General features: G+C 72.6%; 15 protein-coding genes. 13 read left to right on the forward strand and 2 right to left on the reverse strand.

Features of this window, described 5'->3' with window-relative positions; translation table 11 throughout:
- Window positions 1-308 precede the first annotated feature (308 nt).
- Both J7E88_RS23335 and J7E88_RS23340 read right to left on the reverse strand, forming a co-directional pair.
- A complete protein-coding gene (locus J7E88_RS23335) occupies window positions 309-1,517 on the reverse strand; it encodes a helix-turn-helix domain-containing protein (RefSeq protein ID WP_215184195.1) in 1,209 nt (402 codons plus the stop codon).
- Window positions 1,514-1,666 carry a hypothetical protein gene (locus J7E88_RS23340; RefSeq protein WP_215184197.1) on the reverse strand — a complete coding sequence of 51 codons (153 nt, stop codon included), beginning with the start codon at window positions 1,664-1,666 and terminating at the stop codon, window positions 1,514-1,516. The genes J7E88_RS23335 and J7E88_RS23340 overlap by 4 nt, the downstream gene beginning before the upstream one ends.
- Before the next feature lie 185 nt (window positions 1,667-1,851).
- Between J7E88_RS23340 and J7E88_RS23345 the strand changes: the two genes are divergently transcribed.
- The 13 genes from J7E88_RS23345 to J7E88_RS23405 all read left to right on the forward strand — a co-directional run bounded on the left by J7E88_RS23345 (window position 1,852) and on the right by J7E88_RS23405 (window position 18,066).
- The gene (locus J7E88_RS23345) at window positions 1,852-2,835 is read left to right on the forward strand and encodes a DUF3068 domain-containing protein (RefSeq protein ID WP_215184199.1); all 984 of its coding nucleotides are present in this window, start codon (window positions 1,852-1,854) and stop codon (window positions 2,833-2,835) included.
- Window positions 2,836-3,030: 195 nt separating this feature from the next.
- Window positions 3,031-4,227, forward strand: coding sequence for a glycosyltransferase family 4 protein (locus tag J7E88_RS23350; RefSeq protein ID WP_215184201.1), 1,197 nt, complete (start codon window positions 3,031-3,033; stop codon window positions 4,225-4,227).
- Window positions 4,224-4,943 carry a bifunctional 2-polyprenyl-6-hydroxyphenol methylase/3-demethylubiquinol 3-O-methyltransferase UbiG gene (locus J7E88_RS23355; RefSeq protein ID WP_215184203.1) on the forward strand — a complete coding sequence of 240 codons (720 nt, stop codon included), beginning with the start codon at window positions 4,224-4,226 and terminating at the stop codon, window positions 4,941-4,943. Before J7E88_RS23350 ends, J7E88_RS23355 begins: the two co-directional genes overlap by 4 nt.
- Complete coding sequence (locus J7E88_RS23360) at window positions 4,940-9,193, forward strand: alpha-(1->3)-arabinofuranosyltransferase (protein ID WP_215184205.1); 4,254 nt, start codon at window positions 4,940-4,942, stop codon at window positions 9,191-9,193. The genes J7E88_RS23355 and J7E88_RS23360 overlap by 4 nt, the downstream gene beginning before the upstream one ends.
- Window positions 9,193-10,506 (forward strand): condensation protein, encoded by a 1,314-nt coding sequence (locus J7E88_RS23365; protein WP_215184207.1) that lies wholly within the window; start codon window positions 9,193-9,195, stop codon window positions 10,504-10,506. Before J7E88_RS23360 ends, J7E88_RS23365 begins: the two co-directional genes overlap by 1 nt.
- Window positions 10,503-11,222, forward strand: coding sequence for a class I SAM-dependent methyltransferase (locus J7E88_RS23370; protein ID WP_215184209.1), 720 nt, complete (start codon window positions 10,503-10,505; stop codon window positions 11,220-11,222). Before J7E88_RS23365 ends, J7E88_RS23370 begins: the two co-directional genes overlap by 4 nt.
- A 4-nt stretch (window positions 11,223-11,226) precedes the next feature.
- Window positions 11,227-12,108, forward strand: coding sequence for a hypothetical protein (locus tag J7E88_RS23375; RefSeq protein WP_215184211.1), 882 nt, complete (start codon window positions 11,227-11,229; stop codon window positions 12,106-12,108).
- A 63-nt stretch (window positions 12,109-12,171) separates the two neighbouring features.
- The gene (locus J7E88_RS23380; RefSeq protein ID WP_215184283.1) at window positions 12,172-12,381 is read left to right on the forward strand and encodes a Trm112 family protein; all 210 of its coding nucleotides are present in this window, start codon (window positions 12,172-12,174) and stop codon (window positions 12,379-12,381) included.
- Between the two features lie 251 nt (window positions 12,382-12,632).
- The gene (locus J7E88_RS23385; RefSeq protein ID WP_215184213.1) at window positions 12,633-13,127 is read left to right on the forward strand and encodes a DUF2617 family protein; all 495 of its coding nucleotides are present in this window, start codon (window positions 12,633-12,635) and stop codon (window positions 13,125-13,127) included.
- The gene (locus J7E88_RS23390; protein ID WP_215184215.1) at window positions 13,124-13,525 is read left to right on the forward strand and encodes a DUF4247 domain-containing protein; all 402 of its coding nucleotides are present in this window, start codon (window positions 13,124-13,126) and stop codon (window positions 13,523-13,525) included. Before J7E88_RS23385 ends, J7E88_RS23390 begins: the two co-directional genes overlap by 4 nt.
- A 55-nt stretch (window positions 13,526-13,580) precedes the next feature.
- Entirely contained in the window at window positions 13,581-14,018 is a 438-nt protein-coding gene (locus tag J7E88_RS23395; RefSeq protein WP_215184217.1) for a DUF350 domain-containing protein, read from the forward strand.
- A gap of 6 nt (window positions 14,019-14,024) precedes the next feature.
- On the forward strand, window positions 14,025-15,614 hold the full coding sequence (locus J7E88_RS23400; RefSeq protein ID WP_215184219.1) for a polyamine aminopropyltransferase: 1,590 nt from the start codon (window positions 14,025-14,027) through the stop codon (window positions 15,612-15,614).
- A 211-nt stretch (window positions 15,615-15,825) separates the two neighbouring features.
- The gene (locus J7E88_RS23405) at window positions 15,826-18,066 is read left to right on the forward strand and encodes a sialidase family protein (protein ID WP_251023085.1); all 2,241 of its coding nucleotides are present in this window, start codon (window positions 15,826-15,828) and stop codon (window positions 18,064-18,066) included.
- The last annotated feature ends 7 nt before the right edge of the window (window positions 18,067-18,073 follow it).

The raw sequence follows: 18,073 nt of genomic DNA on the forward strand, positions 1-18,073 counted from the left end.
CCGAGCCCGGGACACGGAGGAAGACCCCTCCGCAACCGGCCCCGCCCAGGGCCACGCGTCCCTGCCGCACGCCGACAGCACGGGCCGACACCCACCAACCGGACACCCCGAGCCCGGGACACGGAGGAAGACCCCTCCGCAACCGGCCCCGCCCAGGGCCACGCGCCGACAGGCCGACCAGTCCCGCTCAGGCCCACACGCCGACAGGCCGACCAGTCCCGCTCAGGCCCACACGCCGACAGGCCGACCAGTCCCGCTCAGGCCCACACGCCGGAGCGCGGCGTGATGTGCCCGCCCCGGCGGCGTGGTCATTCCGGTCCGTCCGCCTGCTCGCCGCGCAGGCGTTGCGCGCGCAGTACCAGCAGCATTTCGAAGCGGCGGTCCGGGTCGTCGATCGCGTCACCCCACAGTTCGCGGATCTGGCGCAGCCGGTAGCGAGCCGTCTGGGGGTGGATGCCCAGGCGGGTCGCCACCTCGGGTGCGCCGCCCGAGGTTTCGATCCAGGCGAGGAGGGTCGCGGCGAGGCGGCGCGCCTGGGCCGGGCTCATGCCCTCCAGGGGCGCCAGACAGCGCGGGGCCGCCGCGTCGATCAGTTCCTGGGACGGTAACAGCACCAGTTCTTCCGTGCGTTCGGTGCAGTGCAGCACCTCCCCCCGGGGCAGCAGGTCGCTCTCCACCAGCCGTACCGCCGTCTCCGCCCACCGCAGCGAGGTCGCGGCGGCCGCGAGCGGCACCGAGGGGCCGATCGCGCCGGACCAGCCGGCCGTGGCGCGCCGGACCATCTCCGAGCGGCCCGCGGTGTCCGGTTCGGGGATGACGATGCGGGGCTGCTCGCTCTCCATGTCGAGGAGGATGTCCTGGCCGACGGCCGGCGCCACCGCTTCCCTGGCCGGCCGGATGAGCACGCCCACGGCGATCGTGCCGGGCAGCTCCCAGCCGATGCGGGCGGCCCGTTCCCCGAGCGCGTCTACCGGGTCGCCGCGGTGCTGGACTAGCAGGCGGTCGATGAACTGCCTTTGAAGGCGCAGGCGTTCACCGGCTCGACGGGCCGCTGCCTCGGCGTAGCCGCGTACCGACTGCTCCACCAGCCCGTCCAGGTACTCGAAACCGGATTCGGCCAGCTCGTACATGGCCGGCGCGGCGATGTCGACCTGTTGGCCGATCTCGGCGAACCGCCGCCACGCGAGCCGGACTCCGAGCCGGTAAATGGCCTGAAGTGAGTCGAGGCTGCGGCCGTTGAGGCCCTCGCCCCGGCCGAACTCCTGGAACACCTCGGGTGGCACCCGGGGGTTGAGCGCCCCTGAGGCCAGGTGCTGCACAAACCCTTCGATGGCGCGCCGGATGCCGACGAGCGCCATCGGTTCCCCGGAGTCGTCCTCCACGAGCCTGAGGTGCGGGAAGTCCTGTCGAATCTGGTGGAGGATCGCCTGCGCCAGTTCGCCGGCCTCGCCGAGGGCGATGGCGGCGAACCGTTCCACCTGCGGCTTGGGCACCTCGCTCCAGGCCGGGCGCGTCATCGGCGGGGCGGGGCGGTGTCGTAGCTGATCAAGGGGACGTTCGGCTGGTCGGGCGTGGCGTTCAGCAAGGCGACGATCCCCAAGGCCGTGCCCACGGCGAGTACCGCGGCGATCACCGCGGTGGCAGCGGCGGCGGTCAGTCTGCGCATAGTCGGGTCAGCTCCTCGTTGGAGACGATCCCCACCCCATGGGCCGGCCCCCACCGGCTGGACGCAAGTGTTGACAGGACATTGACAATCCGTCAAGTGGCTGCCTACTGTCTTGGCCCTCAAGGGCTGACCGGCCCGGGGACCCGTGCACCTCCCTGCGAGTTTCTCGATTCAGGAGTGCCCGGATGCGCCGTACCGCCTCACCGCTGTCCCTTGTCCTGCTGGGAGCCGGGGTCTTCCTGCTCGTCCTCGCCCCACTCCTGGTCGTGTACGTCCAGCCGCACGCCAAGCGCACCCCGATCGACGTGGACACCACAACGGTCTTCACCGGTACCGGAAGCTACTTCGACACCGGGAAGCTCAGGACCGTGCACGGGAAGACGATCACGATCACCCGGCAGGTCCGGGGTGACGTCGCCGACAGCGTCGAGAGCGGCAACGCCGTCTGGGACGTGTCCACCTCCGTCGACACCGACGACACCCTGCCCGCGTCCGACACCCGGAACTCCCTGCAGTGGACGCTGGAACGCTGGGTCACGGACCGCTCCACCAACGAGCCGGTCCACTGCTGCCGGGAGTCGCCTGTCTTCGACGGCGAGGCGTACCTGAAGTTCCCCTTCGACGTCGAGGAGCGCGGCTACCGCTGGTGGGACGGCACGCTCGGCGCCGTTGTACAGCTCCGCTACACGGGCCGCACCAAGGTGCAGGGATACGAGGGGCTCCGGTTCACCGGCAGTGTGGCGCCCACCAGGACGGGCGTGCGCCAGGTGCCGGGGCGACTGGTGGGCAGGCCGAAGAGCCCACAGGTGCTCGCCGAGGAGTGGTACGCCAACAGCGGGATCGAGCTCGTCGCGGACCGGCGCACCGGCCGTATCGTGTACGCCGCCATCGGACCGAGGAAGACCCTGCGCGCGCCGGGCGGCGACAAGGACGCGGTCGTGCTCCTGGCGAGTGAGAAGATCGCCTTCACTCCCCGTACCCAACGGCAGCAGGTGGAGCTGGCCTCGGCGGACAGCCGGAAGCTCGCGCTGCTCGGCACGACCGCTCCTGCCGGTGCCGCCGCCTTCGGAGCGGCGCTCACCCTCGTGGGCGGGGCACTCGTAGCGCGTGGACGTCGACCGGAAGCAGTGAATCCGGATGCTCACCTGATGACGAATCAGTCGGCCTGACATTCCAACAAGTTGTCAGACCCGTGAGTAGCCCTGCGTCGAACACGTACCGAAAACTGGCTGTCCCCACCACAGCACGGCCCCACCCCGGTCACCCACCCCCCAACCCCCGGTCACCGCACCGGCCTGCCGGCCGCTCCCCCACCCCGCGGCCGTCCCTCAACCTCCCACACCGCGAAACGAGTTGGAGCACGCATGCCCCAGCACGTACCTCCCCCACTGCTCGACGCCGGACAGCACCCGCACCGGCACCCGCTGGGCCGCACCCAGGCCGCCCCGCACGACCCCGAGCGTCCCCGCCGCATCGTCTTCCTCGCCCACCGCGATTTGGACAACCCGGCCGCCGGCGGCTCCGAGCTGCTGATCGACCAACTCGCCTGCGGCCTCACGGACGCGGGTCATGACGTCACCCTGCTGTGCGGCGGCCCCGCCACGCACCGGCGGTCCTACCGCGTCGTGTCGGCGGGCAGCACGCTGGGCCACTACGCCGCCGCCCGTTCGGCCTTCGCCCGGCAGGTCGGCGCCTGCGACCTGCTCGTCGAGGTCTGCAACGGGATGCCGTACCTGACACCGATGTGGCACCGGGGACCCACCCTGTGCCTGGTCAACCATGTGCACACCGAACTGTGGGACATGCGCTTCCCGGCACCCGTCGCACGGGCGGGGCGGCTGCTGGAGCACTGGGCCCTCGCCCGGGCGCACCGGGGCAACCTCCTGGTCGCGGTCTCCCCGTCCACGGCGGACGCCCTGCGCGCCATCGGGGTGGATCAGCGGCAGATCCGCCTGGTGCACAACGGGGTCCACGAGCCCGCCCCGCGCGGTCCGCGCTCCGCGACCCCGCTCTTCCTGGCGCTGGGCCGGCTGGTCGACTACAAGCGCATCGATCTCCTGCTGCGGCTGTGGGAAAGGGTCAGGCCCGTGACCGGGGGCCGGCTCGTCATCGTCGGCGACGGCCCCGAACGGCAGCGGCTCGAACACCTCGCGGGCTCATCGGTGGAGTTCACCGGCCATGTGACGGAGGAGGAGAAGCACCGGCTGCTGTGCGCGTCCTGGCTCCTGCTGCATCCCGCGGCCGTCGAGGGCTGGGGGCTCGTGGTGACGGAGGCGGGGGCGCGCGGCACGCCCGCACTCGGCTTCGACGTGCCGGGCCTGCGGGACTCGGTCGAGGACGGTGTCACCGGCGTCCTCGTCCGCGGCGAGTCTTCGTTCGCCGCGGCATGGTGCACGCTGGCGCTCGACGACGACCGCCGTGAGGTCATGGGCAAGGCCGCGGCCGAGCGCGCCGCCGCCTTTCACTGGAGCAGCACCGTGCGGCAGTTCGGGGCGGTGGCGGCGGAAGCCGTGGAACGCGCCCGGGCCGCGGGTGCCATGGCGACGGGCGCAGGCAGGTGAAGGACCCGTCGTTCCGCCGCTCCCTTACCCTCTTCCGTGCCTTCCTGCGCGAGCAGGACGACCCCCTCACCGCCTACGACCTGCTGGCGCGGGACGCGGCCGACCAGGTCGAGCGCCACATCCCGCTCAACGGCCGGATCGTCGTCGACATCGGTGGCGGAAGCGGGTACTTCACACGGGAGTTCCGCAGGCGCGGCGCCCACAGCTACCTCTTCGAACCGGACCCGGCCGAGCTCGCCGCCGAGCCCGGTGCGGGCACGGTCGTCGCCGACGGCTATCTGCTGCCGCTCGCCGACGGCGCGGCCGACGTCTGCTTCTCCTCCAATGTGCTGGAGCACGTGTCCGACCCGCGCACGTTCCTCAGCGAGATGGTGCGCGTCACCCGGCCGGGCGGACTGGTCTACGTCTCGTTCACCAACTGGCTGTCTCCATGGGGCGGTCACGAATGGGCGCCCTGGCACTACCTCGGCGCCGAGCGCGCCCGTGCCCGGTACGAACGCCGGACCGGCCGGCCGGCCAAGCACCGGCTCGGGCAGAACCTGTTCCCCATCGGCGTCGGAACGACCCTGCGGCACGTCAGGGGCCGCGACGATGTGGAGATCGTCTCCGCGCGGTCGAGGTACTGGCCCGTCGTCCCCCAGATCGTCCCGCGGGTGCCGGGGCTGCGGGAGTTCGCCACATGGAACCTCCTTCTCATCCTCCGGCGGTGTTCATGACCAGCGCTGTCCACGCACGACCGCCCGCCTCCCCCTCGGCCGGGACCGCGCCGCCCGGAGTGCCGCCCCCGCCACCGCGCTCGCGCCGCTGGCTGCTGGGCTTCTGGGCCGCGGTGTTCGTGGCCTTCCTCGCGGTGTCGCCGGGGCGGATGACGTTCGAGACGAAGCTCGGCGTCGTGGCCGACCCGTGGCAGTTCCTTCGTGATCTGGGGCAGTTGTGGCACGACCGGGCCGGCTTCGGCGGCATCGCCGACCAGTACATCGGCTACGCGATCCCGATGCTGCCCTTCCACGCCGCCGCCGATCTGCTCCAGTTGCCCGTGTGGCTCGCCGAACGGCTGTGGCTCTCGCTCGTGGTCACCACCGCCTTCTGGGGTGCGCTGCGCCTGGCCGAGCGCCTGGGCACGGGGTCCGCCGCCACCCGGACCGCCGGTGCCGCGATGTACGCGCTGTGGCCGACGTACACCATCGTCGTCGGCTCGACGTCGGCAGCCGCCCTGCCCGGGGCCCTTCTCCCATGGGTGGTCCTGCCGCTGACCGATCCGCGCACCAGCCCCCGGATCGCCGCTGCGCGCTCGGCGCTGCTGATTCCCCTCATGGGCGGTGTGAACGCCGCGTCCACCCTTGCCTCGCTGCTGCCCGTCGGCCTGTATCTGCTGAGCAGGCCGGGCGGTGCGCGCAAGCGCGCCCTGATCGCCTGGTGGACCCCTTGCGTCATCCTCGCGACGGCCTGGTGGATCGTGCCACTGCTGCTCCTCGGGACGTACGGCGAGAACTTCATGCCGTACGTGGAGACCTCTCAGACCACCACCGCGACGATGTCGGCCACCGAGGTGCTGCGCGGGGCGGGGAACTGGGTGGGCTACCTCAATTTCGGCGAGCCCTGGCTGCCCGCCGGCTGGACTGTCGCCACCTCGGTCGCGGTGATCGCCGGCTCGGCGCTCGCCGCGGCGCTCGGCCTCGCCGGCCTCGCCCGGCGCGACCTGCCCGAACGCCGCTGGCTGGTGCTGACGGTCCTGACGGTCGCCCTCGTCACTCTGGCCGGGTACGGTGGCGCGCTGGGCGGCCCCTTCCACGAGACGGTGCGGGACTGGCTGAACGGCCCGCTGGTGCCGTTCCGCAACATCTACAAGTTCCAGACCGGCCTGGCGCTCGCGCTCGCCCTGGGGTTCATGCATCTCACCGCCGCCGCGCCCCGGACGCTGCCCGCCCGTGCGCGGCGTCTGGTGCCGGTGGCGGCGGCCGCACTGGTGCTGCCCGGCCTGTGCTGGCCGTACCTCAACGGCTCGATTCTGCAGCCCGGTTCCTTCCGGCAACTGCCCGCGTACTGGAAGACGACCGCCGACTGGCTGGCGGAGAACTCGGCCGACGACCGTGCGCTCGTCGTGCCCGCGACCGCGCACGGCATCTACACCTGGGGGTCGCCCATCGACCAGCCGCTGGACGTGCTGGCCCGCTCGCCGTGGGCACAGCGCGACTATGTGCCCTTCGGGACGCCCGGCAACCGCCGGGCCATGGACGCGGTGGAGCAGGCGCTGACGTCTGGCGGCGAAGTGCCCGGTCTGAGCGAGTACCTGGGCCGCGCGGGTCTCCACTACGTCGTCGTGCGCAACGACCTCGACCCGGACCAGATCGGCCACGTCCCGACCACGACGGTGAAGCGGACTCTGGAGGCGTCCGGGTACCGGCGGGTCACCGGGTTCGGGCCGGTGCTGACGGGCGGGCGCATCGCGGACGACACCCCCGTGCAGGTGGAAGGGCTGTTCCCGCGCCAGCGCGCGGTGGAGATCTACGAACCGCCTGCGGGAACCACTCGTCCCGGCACGGCGCGGCTGACGCCCGTGGCGGCGACGGCGGTCGTCAGCGGCGGGCCCGAGAGCCTGCTGCCGCTGTCCGCGGACGGCGTCCTGGCCGGGCGGCCCGCCGTCCTCGCGGGTGACGCGCATCCGGGGGTAGGCCGGCCTCCGCTGTACGCGGCGGGTGACGGAATGCGCCGTGCCGACACCCGGTTCGGGCTGGTGAACTCCCACACGTCCCACACGTACACCCGTCAGGAACGCAATCCGGATGGCGCGGTGCAGGACCCGGGCGCACAGCCGCGCCAGATCCTGCCGTCCACCGGGGAGCGGCACCGGACGACGGCCGTGCTGCGGGGCGCTGCGTCGGTCAGCGCCTCCTCCGTGGGGAACTGGCTGTTCCACCTGCCCCAGTACGACCCGGTGAACGCCTTCGACGGCAATCCCGACACCGGTTGGGCGGAGGGCTCACCGGGCTCACCGAAGGGCGAGTGGCTGCGTATCGCCTTCAACAGCCCGACGACGATTCCCGAGAAGCTGTCGCTGACACCGCTGCCCAGCGCCAATGTGCGCGCGGCCCCGACCACCGTACGGGTGGAGACGGACCGGGGCAGCCGGGTCAGTCCCCTGCGGCCCGACGGGACCGCGCAGGAGGTGGCCGCGCCCCAGGGTGCCGCGACATGGCTGAAGGTGACGATCCTCGACTCGCAGCAGGGCCGCCCGGGACTGACCGGCGCGGGGTTCACCGAGATCTCTGTCCCCGGTGTGCAGGTGACCCGCATGCTGGAACTGCCCGCCGACGCGCCGCGCGACGGCGCCGACTCCGTCGTGTACGCGCTGCGGCGCGGCAGCGATCCGGGCGGTCTGTCCGCAGTGCCCGCGGAGGTGGGGCTGCACCGGCAGTTCGACGCAGTCCGGGCGGGCGACCACACGGTGCGGGCCACCGCCCTGCCCGTACCGGGCGACGCGCTCGACGACCTGCTGTTCGACCTCACCGGGCAGCGCGACAAGATCCTCGTGAGCGCCGACTCCACCGCCCGCCTCGGCACCAACCTCAGCCCCCGCAACCTGACCGACGGCGACCTGACCACGGCCTGGGTCGCCGGGGAACGCCCCGTACTGCACCTGTCCTGGCCGAAGAAGACCTCGGTCGGCGAGATCGTGTTCGCGGCGGCCGGGGGCCTGGCCACGCGGCCCGAGCAGGTGCAGATCAGCTCCCCCGACGGGACCGCGGTGGCGGCCGTGGACGAGAACGGCATGGCGCGGTTCTCCCCGATCACCACCGACCGGATGGACATCACGGTCTCCCGCGTGGCGCCGCTGACCCTGCACAACCCGGTCGCCGACGACCAGTTGCAGCTGCCGGTCGGGCTGAGCGAGGTCCACATCCCGGCCCTGGAGAGGTTCCGAGCGCCGCAGCCGGATCCGGACGACACGTTCACCTTGCCGTGCGGCAAGGGACCGGTCGTGTCGGTCGACGGACAGTTCCTCGAGACGCGCGCCGAGGGGCGGGTACGGGATCTGACGGAGCGCGGGCCGGTCGCGGTGTCGCTCTGCACCGAGGACAGCCGGGTGCCGCTCGACCGGCGGACGCACACGGTCGAGGCGGGGGACGCCGGTCCGCTGGCCGTCACCGGGATCACGCTCTCCACCGGTCCGGCGCGGGCCGCCGTGAGCGCGGGGCGCCAGGTGGAGGCCGTCTCCGGCGGCGGCGACCGGCGAACCGTGCGGGTGGGCGCGGGAGACGCCTCGTACCTCCAGATCCACGAGAACCACAATCCGGGCTGGAAGGCCACGCTGGACGGCAGGGAGCTGTCCCCGCTGCGGATCGACGGATGGCAGCAGGCGTGGCTCGTCCCGGCGGGGCAGGGCGGCACGGTGACGCTCCTGTACGAGCCCTCGCGCCTGTACGACGCCGGTCTGGCCGTCGCCGGGGGGCTGCTGATCGCACTCGCCGCTCTCGCCTTCGTCCGCCGCCGCTCCCGCCCGCCGGTGACGGTGGAGGAGCAGCCGGCGCCGCCCGGTCCCGGTCTGCTGCTCGGCACGGTCGCGCTGACACTGGTGGGCGCGGTGGTCGCCGGCCCGGTCGCCGCGGTGGTGCCCGTGCTCGCGGTCGTGGCCTGGCTGCGCCCCGCGCTCCTCGGCCCGCTCGCGTTCGCGGCCATGGCCGGTGCCGGGATCGCCGCGGTCGCCGGCAGCGGGGAGGCGGCGGCGCTCGGCAAGGGCGCGTACGGTCCGGTGGCCCAACTGCTGGCGCTCACAGCGCTGTTCGCCGCACTGGTGACGGTGGGCCGGGAGCGCAGGGCCGGGACCCATCGGGCCGGCGGGCCGGCCCTCCCGGGGACGGGGCCCGACGGCCCGCCCGGTCCGGGAGCGCAGGGCGGCGGCCGGCCCGGTCCCGAAGCGCAGGGCTGCGGCCGGCAAGGGTTCGACCACGACCGAGGGAGCGCCTGATGGCCACCGTTCAGCGTCCGTCCTTCTCCGGCGAGGCGGCGCACAGACCGCTGCCGCGCGTGCCGTTCCCCGTCGTCGACGAGGTGGCACGGCACTGCACGGACCACGCCGAGCCCAACACGGTGCACATCGAGATCCACCTCCCCGGGCGCGTCGAACCGGCCCGGCTGCGCGACGCGTTCACCCGCGCGCTCGCCCGGCATCCGCGGGCGCTGATGCGGGAGCGGGCACGCGGCCCACTCGCCCTGCGCTACGAGTGGGAGCTCACGGACGGGCCGGACACCGAGGTCGTCTCCTTCCCCCCGTGCGCGCCCGGCGCCCTCGCACGCGCCCGCGAACGCGCGCTCGCCGAGGCGCCCTCCCTGGCGTCGTCGCCTCCGTTGCGCCTTGAGGTGGTCGAGGAACCGGAGAGGAGTGGCTGCGTGCTGCTCTTCACGATCCACCACACGGCGCTGGACGGCCCGTCGTGCCTGCGGCTCGCGGCGACCGCCGCCGAGCTGCTGGGCGGACGCCCGGGCCCCGTCGTACCGTCCGTCGTCCGGCCCTTGGACGCAGCGGCGACGCGGCAGGCGGGCCGGACGCCCGCAGTGGCCCGGCCCGCCCGGGTCGCGGCGGGCAGACCCGGCCCGGTACCCGGCAATGCGATGGTCGTCGCCGAACTGCCCGTGCCGCGGCGGAAGTCCGGTGCCCCGCACACGGTCAACGACCAGCTGATGGTCGCCACGGCCCTGGCCGTCGCCGACTGGAACCGGGAACAGGGCGCGCCCGAGCGTCCGCTGCGCATCACGATGCCCGTCGACGACCGCAGCCGCGGGCCCGAGATGCCGATCGGCAACGGCACCCGCCTGGTCGAGGTCGGCTACACCACCGCCGAGGTCGCGGCGGACACGGACCCGGCCGAGCTGCTGCGGCGCACAGCCGAACGCACCCGCGCTCTCAAAGCGCTGCCCCGGCCCCCGCTGGGGCGCGCGGCCGCGCTGCTGACCGCGCCGGTGCTGCCCGTCGGCGCCAGGGCGGCGACGACGCGGGGGCTGAGGCTGCTCGCCTCGCCGTGGACCTCCACGACGCTGCTCAGCAACATCGGCCGGATCCCGTACCCGCTCGACTTCGGCGAGGCGGGCCGGGCGAGCGCCGTCTGGTTCTCGGCGCCCGCCAGGATGCCCCGCGGACTGACCGTCACCACGGCCTCGACGGGCGGCAGGCTGCATCTGGTGCTGCGCTGGTCCCGGGCGCTGCTGGGGGACGACGACGGGCGGCGGCTGCTGCACCTGTTCACCCGTCGTCTGGCGGCGACCGACGCGGAGGCCCTGTGAGCAGCACCGCTCCCCCGCAACTCCGGGACTTCTACGAGAACCCCGCCGTGCCGGTGGCGTCGGGCGACGCGCGCAGCAGGCGTCAGGCGCGGATGCTGGCCGCCGTACTCGACGCACCCGGCGCGCTCATCGTCGACGTCGGCTGCGGGGACGGCAGCGCGGCGGCCACCGCGGCACCGATCCTCGCGGGACACCGGATCGTCGGTGTCGACTGGTCGCAGGACGCCCTGCGCCGGGCCCGGCCCCGGCTCGCGCATGTGGTGCGCGGCGAGCTCGACCGGGGCGGCCTGCCGTTCGCCGACGGCTGTGCGGACGCCGTGCTGTTCAGCGAGGTCGTCGAGCATCTCGTCGACCCCGACCGGGCCCTGGACGAGGTGCGGCGGATCCTGCGGCCCGGCGGTCATCTGATGCTGTCCACGCCGAACCTCGCCGCCTGGTACAACCGCGCCCTGCTGCTCGCCGGGTGGCAGCCGGTGTTCTCGGAGGTGAGCCTGCGCGGCATCCACGGCCGGCCCGGCCGCGAAGTGGTCGGCCATCTGCGGCTGTACACCGCCCGCGCGCTGCGTTCCTTCCTCACCGCGTCGGATTTCGAGGTCGTCACGATCGCAGGGGCGCCGTTCCATGGGGTGCCGCGTGGACTGCGGTGGCTGGACCGGGCCGCGTGCGCCGTCCCCTCGGCCTCCTCGGTCCTGCTGGCCCACGCACGGCGGAGGTAGCGGCATGTGGTGGGGTGTGGGGGCGGCGCTGCTGGCCAACGTGCTGTACAGCGTGGGGTTCGTGGTGGAGAAGCGGGCGCTCGGGGCACTGCCCGCCCTGTCGGCCCGGCGGCCGCTGCGCGTCGTCGGGGTGCTGCTGGCCAGCCCGCTGTGGATCGCCGGGGCGCTGGCGCTCGCCGCCGGGTTCGTCGCACAACTGATCGTCTACCGGGCGCTGCCCATTGCGGCCGCCCAGGGCATCTTCGTCTCCGGTCTCGCCCTGCTCCTGCTCCTGTCGTCCGCAGTGCTGGGCGAACAGCCGTCCGGGCGGGAGCGCTACGCGCTCGCCGCCGTACTGGTCGCCCTGCTGATGGTCGTCGCCTCGGTGCGCGAGGGCGAGGACGTCGTGAGCACCGGGGCGCCGTGGACGCTGGTGCTGATCGTCTGCGTACCGGCGCTCGCGGTCGGCGTGTGGCTGTACGGGAGGGTGGAGGCGCGGGCGAGGAAGCGCCACCGGGTGCCGACGAACGGCATCGGCTACGGCGTGGCCGTGGGGCTGCTCTACGGCGTCAGCTCGCTGGCCATCAAGGGCGCGTCCGGAAGGCTGACGGGCGAGGGCATCGGGGAGGCGGCCCGGTCGCTGTTCGCTTCCCCCTATCCGTATCTGCTGCTGTTCACGGCGGTGGCCGGCCTCGTCATGTCCCAGGCCGCTCTCCAGCGGTGCAGGGCCTCCCTCATCGTGCCCGTCTGCACGACGGTGACCTGTCTGTTCACGGCGGTGCTCGGGACGCTCACCTTCGGGGAGCGGCTCCCGGACGATCCGCTGCTGCTGACCCTGCGGCTGGCCGGCACGGCTCTGGCGCTGTCGGTGCTCCTGGCCATGCCGCGCCACGACCCGCAGGCCTGAAGCCGCCGAGCCGCCCGCCCACGGCGCAGTCCACGAGAACGAGGAGCCTTCCCCATGAAACCCGTGAATCCCGACGACGCGCTGCTGCGGCTCCTGGCCTGCCCGCTCGACAAGGGGCCGCTGGTGCGGCCGGCCGGTCTGGACGTGCTGTACAACCCGCGTCTGCAGCTGAGTTACCCCATCGTGGACGGTATTCCGCAACTGCTCCCCGCCTCCGGCAGCAAGGTCTCCGCGGACGACCACGAGAGGTACCTGCGGACGACCACCGGCTGACGACGCCCGCGGCGGCCCGTCCTCCAGGGCCGCCGCACCGGGCGGCCCACCCCCGCGAGGAGACGCGGAAGCGCTGTGCCATACTCGGCGCGCTCGCTGCCCGTTTCGAAGTCGTGGGGATCACTGTTGAAGCCCGAGCCCGCCGTCCTCGGCACCGGATCCGCCTCCGGTGCCGATCACAGAAACCGGACGGCCGCGCCAGGACAGCGCCCCACCGCGGCCGCATCCGACATTCCGGCGGGAAGCCATACGTGAGCGGCATAGCACTCAGCACTCCCTACCTGGACACCGACGCGGAGCAGCTCTCCTTCTCCCTGGGCCGGCCCGCGCTCGAAGCCCTTGCCGTGCGGGATCTGACGGTCGGCGGGCTCGAAGTCGAGCTCAGGCTGCTCGGCGCCTCCCATCAGGTCTTCGCGGGCCCGGTACGGGAGACCGTGGCCTGCCTGCCCGGCGTCGCGGGGGGCCTGCCGGCGACGGCGGTGCAGGACTTCGACGACTGGGGCTACCGCTTCGGCGCGCGCGTCCGGCACTTCGCCGCGGCGGAGTTCAGCACACAGGTGGCGTGGATCCGCAGCCGGTCCGAGGGTCATCCCGAGGCGCTGTACGGAATCTTCCCGGGCTCCCCCGAAGCCGTCACCGCCCTGATCGTCGAGCGGCACAGCACCGGAGTGAGCTGGCGCACTTGGCACACGTACCCGCAGAGCCGCCAGATCGTGGCGACGCACACCCGGCTGGAGGCCCGATGAAGACCGCCCGACTCATCAGCGTGACGATGCTCGCCACGGTCGCGCTCACCGCCTGTGCCGGTGAACCGGACGACGGCAACGACGCGCCGAGGTCCTGGATCCACCAGGAGTACGACGGCGTCGGCCCGACCTACACCGACAGCAGTGACAAGACGTCGGAGGTCGCCAAGGAGATCGACGGCCACACCGACGCCGTCGACCGCATCGACGACGGCGACCTGGTGTTCCTGCGCTACCGCGACGACATCGTCGCCATCAGCCCCTACCGGGGTGGCAGCCAGATCGAGGTCGACGACTACCGCAACGGCCACCGCCGCTGGAAGTCCCACATCCGCGGCGTGTGGCCGGACCCGGACAGCAACGCGTTCCGCGGCGGCGGCCCCGGCTCCGGCAAGTAGCCGCTTCCGGTCCACCCACCCCAACTCCCCGACGACGTCCCCGAAAGGCACCCCCGTGGCAGAGATCCTCGAGTCGGCAGGCATCGCCCTGCTCTACGGCATGACCGGCTTCATCGTGATGGCGGTCGGCTTCATCGCGCTCGACCTCGTGACCCCCGGCAAGCTCGTCCACGTGGTGTGGACGGAGCGAAACCGCGGCGCCGCGGTCCTGCTCGCCGGCCAGACGATCGCCATCGGTCTCGTCATCGACCAGTCCATCCGGGCGAGCGAGTCCGAGCAGGGCCTCGGCCTCGGCCTGTTCAGCACCCTGCTGTACGGCCTCGCCGGAGTCGCCGTGATGACGCTCGTCTCCGTGATCGTGGGTCTGCTGACCCCGGGCCGCCTGGGCGCCGCCGTGCTCGACGACAACGGGGACCGTCCCCACCCCGCCGCCTGGGTCCAGGCCGCGATGTACATCGGCACGGCCTTCATGGTCGGTGCCGCCGTCTCGTAACCTCGCATGGGCACCACCACAGTCGACCGCGTCACCGCGCGCCCGCCCGCGGCCCACTCGCGGGGGGCACGCTTCCTGCTGCTCTTCTCGGTGTTCCTCTGCGCGGCCTGCGGCCTCGTCTACGAACTGGCGCTGACGGCGCTGGGCAGCTACCTCATCGGCAACTCGGTGATGCAGACGTCCGTGGTCATCTCCGTCATGGTCTTCGCCATGGGCATCGGCTCCCTGGCGGCCAAGCCGATGCAGCGGCGCGCGGTCGGGGCCTTCGCCCTCGTGGAGGGACTGCTCGCGCTGACCGGCGGTCTGTCGGTCCTCGTCCTCTACGTGTCGTTCGCCTGGCTGCGGATCTACATGCCGTCCATGGTGGTGGTCTCGTTCCTCGTCGGCCTCCTCATCGGAGCCGAGATACCGCTGCTGATGACGCTGCTTCAGCGGATCAGGCGCCAGGAGGCGGGCAGCGCCGTCGCCGACATGTTCGCCGTGGACTACATCGGGGCACTGGTCGGCGGCCTGTGCTTCCCGCTGCTTCTCCTGCCGGCCTTCGGCCAGCTCAAGGGCGCGCTGGTGGTGGGTGCCGTCAACGCGGTGGCGGGCGTGCTCGTCGTGCTGTGGATCTTCCGCCGCGAGACCCGCCGTGTGGTGCGGACCGCGCTGCTCGCCGGGGTGGCCGCCGTCCTCGCCGTACTCGGCACGGTGTACGCGCTGGCGGACGACATCGAGGTCACCGCGCGGCAGCAGCTCTACCGGGACCCGATCATCCACGCCGAGACGACGCCGTACCAGGACATCGTCGTCACCCGGTCCACCGCCTTCACCGGGGAGCCCGACACCCGGCTGTTCCTCAACGGCGACCTGCAGTTCTCCTCCGTCGACGAGTACCGCTACCACGAGGCCCTGACCCACCCCGCCCTGTCGGGGAAGCGGTCGTCCGTGCTGATCCTGGGCGGCGGTGACGCCCTGGCCCTGCGGGAGGTCCTGCGCTACGACGACGTCGAGGAGGTCACGCTGGTCGACCTCGATCCGGCGATGACACGCCTCGCCCGTACCTTCGAACCGCTGCGCGAGCTCAACGGCCGCGCCCTGGCCGATCCGCGGGTCACCGCCGTCAACGCCGACGCCTTCAACTGGCTGCGCGACGCCGGCCGGCGCTACGACACGGTCGTCATCGACTTCCCCGATCCGGACAACGCGGCGCTGGCCAAGCTCTATTCGGTCGAGTTCTACCACCTGCTGCGGCACGTCCTGCATCCGGACAGCCAGGTCGTGGTGCAGGGCGGCTCACCGTTCTTCGCGCCCAAGTCGTACTGGTCCATAGCCGCGACGATCGGCGAGGCCGGCTACCGCACCACCGAATACCAGGTGGACGTCCCGAGCTTCGGCAACTGGGGCTTCGTGCTGGCCGTACCCGGCACCAAGGGTCCGCCGCCGTCCGTGCGCCTCGCCGAGGACGCCCCACCGCTGCGGTTCCTGGACGACGCCGTCCTCGACGCGGCCACCGTCTTCCCCGTGGACCGCCGACCGCGCGACGTACAGGCCAGCACCCTGATGGACCCCGTGATCCTGGAGTACACCAACCAGGAGTGGCAGAACTACTGATCCGGCGCTCGACACCGGTGCGTTGGACGGCCGGTGCCTTCGACCGCCGGTACGTTCGGCGCCGGGGCCCTCGACCGCCGGTCCGCTCGACGCCGGCGCACTCGACCGCCGGTGCACTCGATCGCCGGCGCGCCGGTCGGCCACAAAGGCCGGGTCGTGGCCTTCTGCCGGGCTCCCGATTCTCGTAACGTCGGCACGGCTTGAAATGGCCATGACGAAGAAGAGGGTGCCCATGCCGCACAAGCGTCTCCTTCAGGCGGTCTTAGCCCTGGCCGCGGGTCTCGCGGTGATCGCGGCCCCGGCCGCCGCCGCTCCGCCGGGCCCGCCCGACGTCTACCGTCCCGTCCGCGGACCTGCCGCACCGGCCGAGTACCGGTATCTGCAGAAGACGCTGCCCGGACAGCCGATCCCCCGCCACGCCCACGCCGACGCCGCCGCGCAGGCACGTCTGCTGCCCACGGCCGGCGGGCGATGGAAGCCGGCCGGACCGACCAACATCGGCGGACGGATCGTCTCGCTCGCGCTGGACCCGCAGCGGGCCGACACCGTGTACGCCGCCGCGGCCAGCGGCGGGGTGTGGCGCAGCACGGACGCAGGACAGACCTTCAAGTCCGTGTGGCCCGACGACTGGACGCAGGCCATGGGAGCGGTCGCCACGGCACCCGACGGGACTCTGTACGCCGGGACCGGGGAGCCCAACCCGGGTGGCGGGAGCATCACTTACGAGGGCACGGGGCTGTACCGCAGCACCGACGGCGGGAAGCACTGGCGCCCGATCGGGCTGCGCGACTCCGGTGCGATCAGCGCGATCACCGTGGACCCCGCGCATCCGCGGCGCATCTACGTGGCAGCGGCCGGGTCGCTCTACAACGGCGGCGGCGACCGGGGCGTGTACCGCTCGGACGACGGCGGCGACACCTGGCGGCGGATCCTCGCCGGGTCGAACGAGTTCACCGGCGCCACCGAGGTGTTCGTCCAGGGCTCGACGCTGTACGCCGTGATGTGGGACCACCGCCGCACGCCCGGGTTGCGTACCTATGGCGGCACGGGCTCCGGCGTCTTCCGCAGCACCGACGAGGGAAGGACCTGGCAGCGCCTCGGCGGGGGCCTGCCCGCAGCGGGCCCGGAGGTGGGCCGGATCGGGCTCGCCGTCGCCGGCGAGAGGCTCTACGCGATCGTCAGCAGAACCAGCGGGCCGTTCGAGGGCTTCTACGCCTCCACCGACGGCGGTGACACCTGGAGCCGGACGCCCGCGGACAAGTCCCTCACGGACTCACAGTCGTCCTTCGGGTGGTGGTTCGGCAAGGTCTGGATCGATCCCGGGGACGCCCGGCATGTGCACGTCGCCGGGGTAGCGCTGATGACCACGAAGGACGCCGGCGCCACCTGGACGTACGACGACACCAGCATCCACGTCGACCACCACGCGATGGTCTGGGACCCCCGCCGGCCTGGCCGGGTCTATCTCGGCAACGACGGCGGGGTCTACCGCTCGGACACGGGCGGCGACGGCGGTTGGGTCAAGGCCCGCCACGAGCCCTACACCCAGCTCTACAGCGCGGCGATCACCCCGCAGGACACCTCGCGCATCTCCGGCGGCGCACAGGACAACGGCTCGCTGCGCTCATGGGGCGGTGACGGCTTCAACGAGTACCTCGGCGGGGACGGGGAGGAGAACCTCATCGACCCCACCGACGTGAACACGGTGTTCGCCTGCTACCAGTACGGCAACTGCTTCCGGTCCACCGACGGCGGCGACACCCTCACCTACTTCGCCGACCGGACGACCTTCAAGCGGCGGAACTGGTTCACGCCGGTCGTCCTCGACCCACGGAACCCGAAGATCGTCTACTACGGCGCCGAGGTGCTCAACCGCTCCACGGACGGCGGCGTGACCTGGCAGGCCATCAGCCCCGATCTGTCCGGCGGCCCGGGCCCCGATCCGATCTACACCAACTACGGGACGATCACCTCCGTCGCCCCGGCCGGCGACGGCAGGACCGTCTACGCCGGCACGGACGACGGCCGCGTCTGGGTCACCAGGAATCTGGGCGCGAGCTGGACGAAGCTGGCCGAGGGGCTCCCCTGGGTGACCCGCGTCGTCGTCGACCCCGCCGACCCCGACCGCGTCTACACCACCCACTCCGCGTACCGTGCGGGCTCGGGGATCGCCCATGTGTACGGCAGCACGGACGGCGGCAGGCACTGGCACGACCTGTCGGGGAACCTGCCCGACGCACCTGTGAACGACCTGGTGATCGGGCGCGGCAAGGTGTTGTACGCGGGCACCGACCAGGGCGTTTTCATCTCCCCCTCGGGCGGGCGGCAGTGGTTCCGGCTGGGCCGGGGCATGCCCGCGGTCCCGGTCGACGACATCGAGTACGACGCCGGCCACCACCGCATGGTCGCGGCGACGTTCGGCCGGGGGTTCTACGAGCTCACCACCGGCTGAACGCAAG

This window comes from Streptomyces sp. ISL-10, assembly GCF_018614575.1.
Taxonomy (GTDB): Bacteria; Actinomycetota; Actinomycetes; order Streptomycetales; family Streptomycetaceae; genus Streptomyces.

Bases quoted from the DNA above. Each gene is read 5' to 3' on its own strand.
- J7E88_RS23335 (WP_215184195.1), bottom strand. From the start codon at position 1,517: ATGACGCGCCCGGCCTGGAGCGAGGTGCCCAAGCCGCAGGTGGAACGG.
- J7E88_RS23340 (WP_215184197.1), bottom strand. From the start codon at position 1,666: ATGCGCAGACTGACCGCCGCCGCTGCCACCGCGGTGATCGCCGCGGTA.
- J7E88_RS23345 (WP_215184199.1), top strand. From the start codon at position 1,852: ATGCGCCGTACCGCCTCACCGCTGTCCCTTGTCCTGCTGGGAGCCGGG.
- J7E88_RS23350 (WP_215184201.1), top strand. From the start codon at position 3,031: ATGCCCCAGCACGTACCTCCCCCACTGCTCGACGCCGGACAGCACCCG.
- J7E88_RS23360 (WP_215184205.1), top strand. From the start codon at position 4,940: ATGACCAGCGCTGTCCACGCACGACCGCCCGCCTCCCCCTCGGCCGGG.
- J7E88_RS23365 (WP_215184207.1), top strand. From the start codon at position 9,193: ATGGCCACCGTTCAGCGTCCGTCCTTCTCCGGCGAGGCGGCGCACAGA.
- J7E88_RS23375 (WP_215184211.1), top strand. From the start codon at position 11,227: ATGTGGTGGGGTGTGGGGGCGGCGCTGCTGGCCAACGTGCTGTACAGC.
- J7E88_RS23390 (WP_215184215.1), top strand. From the start codon at position 13,124: ATGAAGACCGCCCGACTCATCAGCGTGACGATGCTCGCCACGGTCGCG.
- J7E88_RS23400 (WP_215184219.1), top strand. From the start codon at position 14,025: ATGGGCACCACCACAGTCGACCGCGTCACCGCGCGCCCGCCCGCGGCC.
- J7E88_RS23405 (WP_251023085.1), top strand. From the start codon at position 15,826: ATGACGAAGAAGAGGGTGCCCATGCCGCACAAGCGTCTCCTTCAGGCG.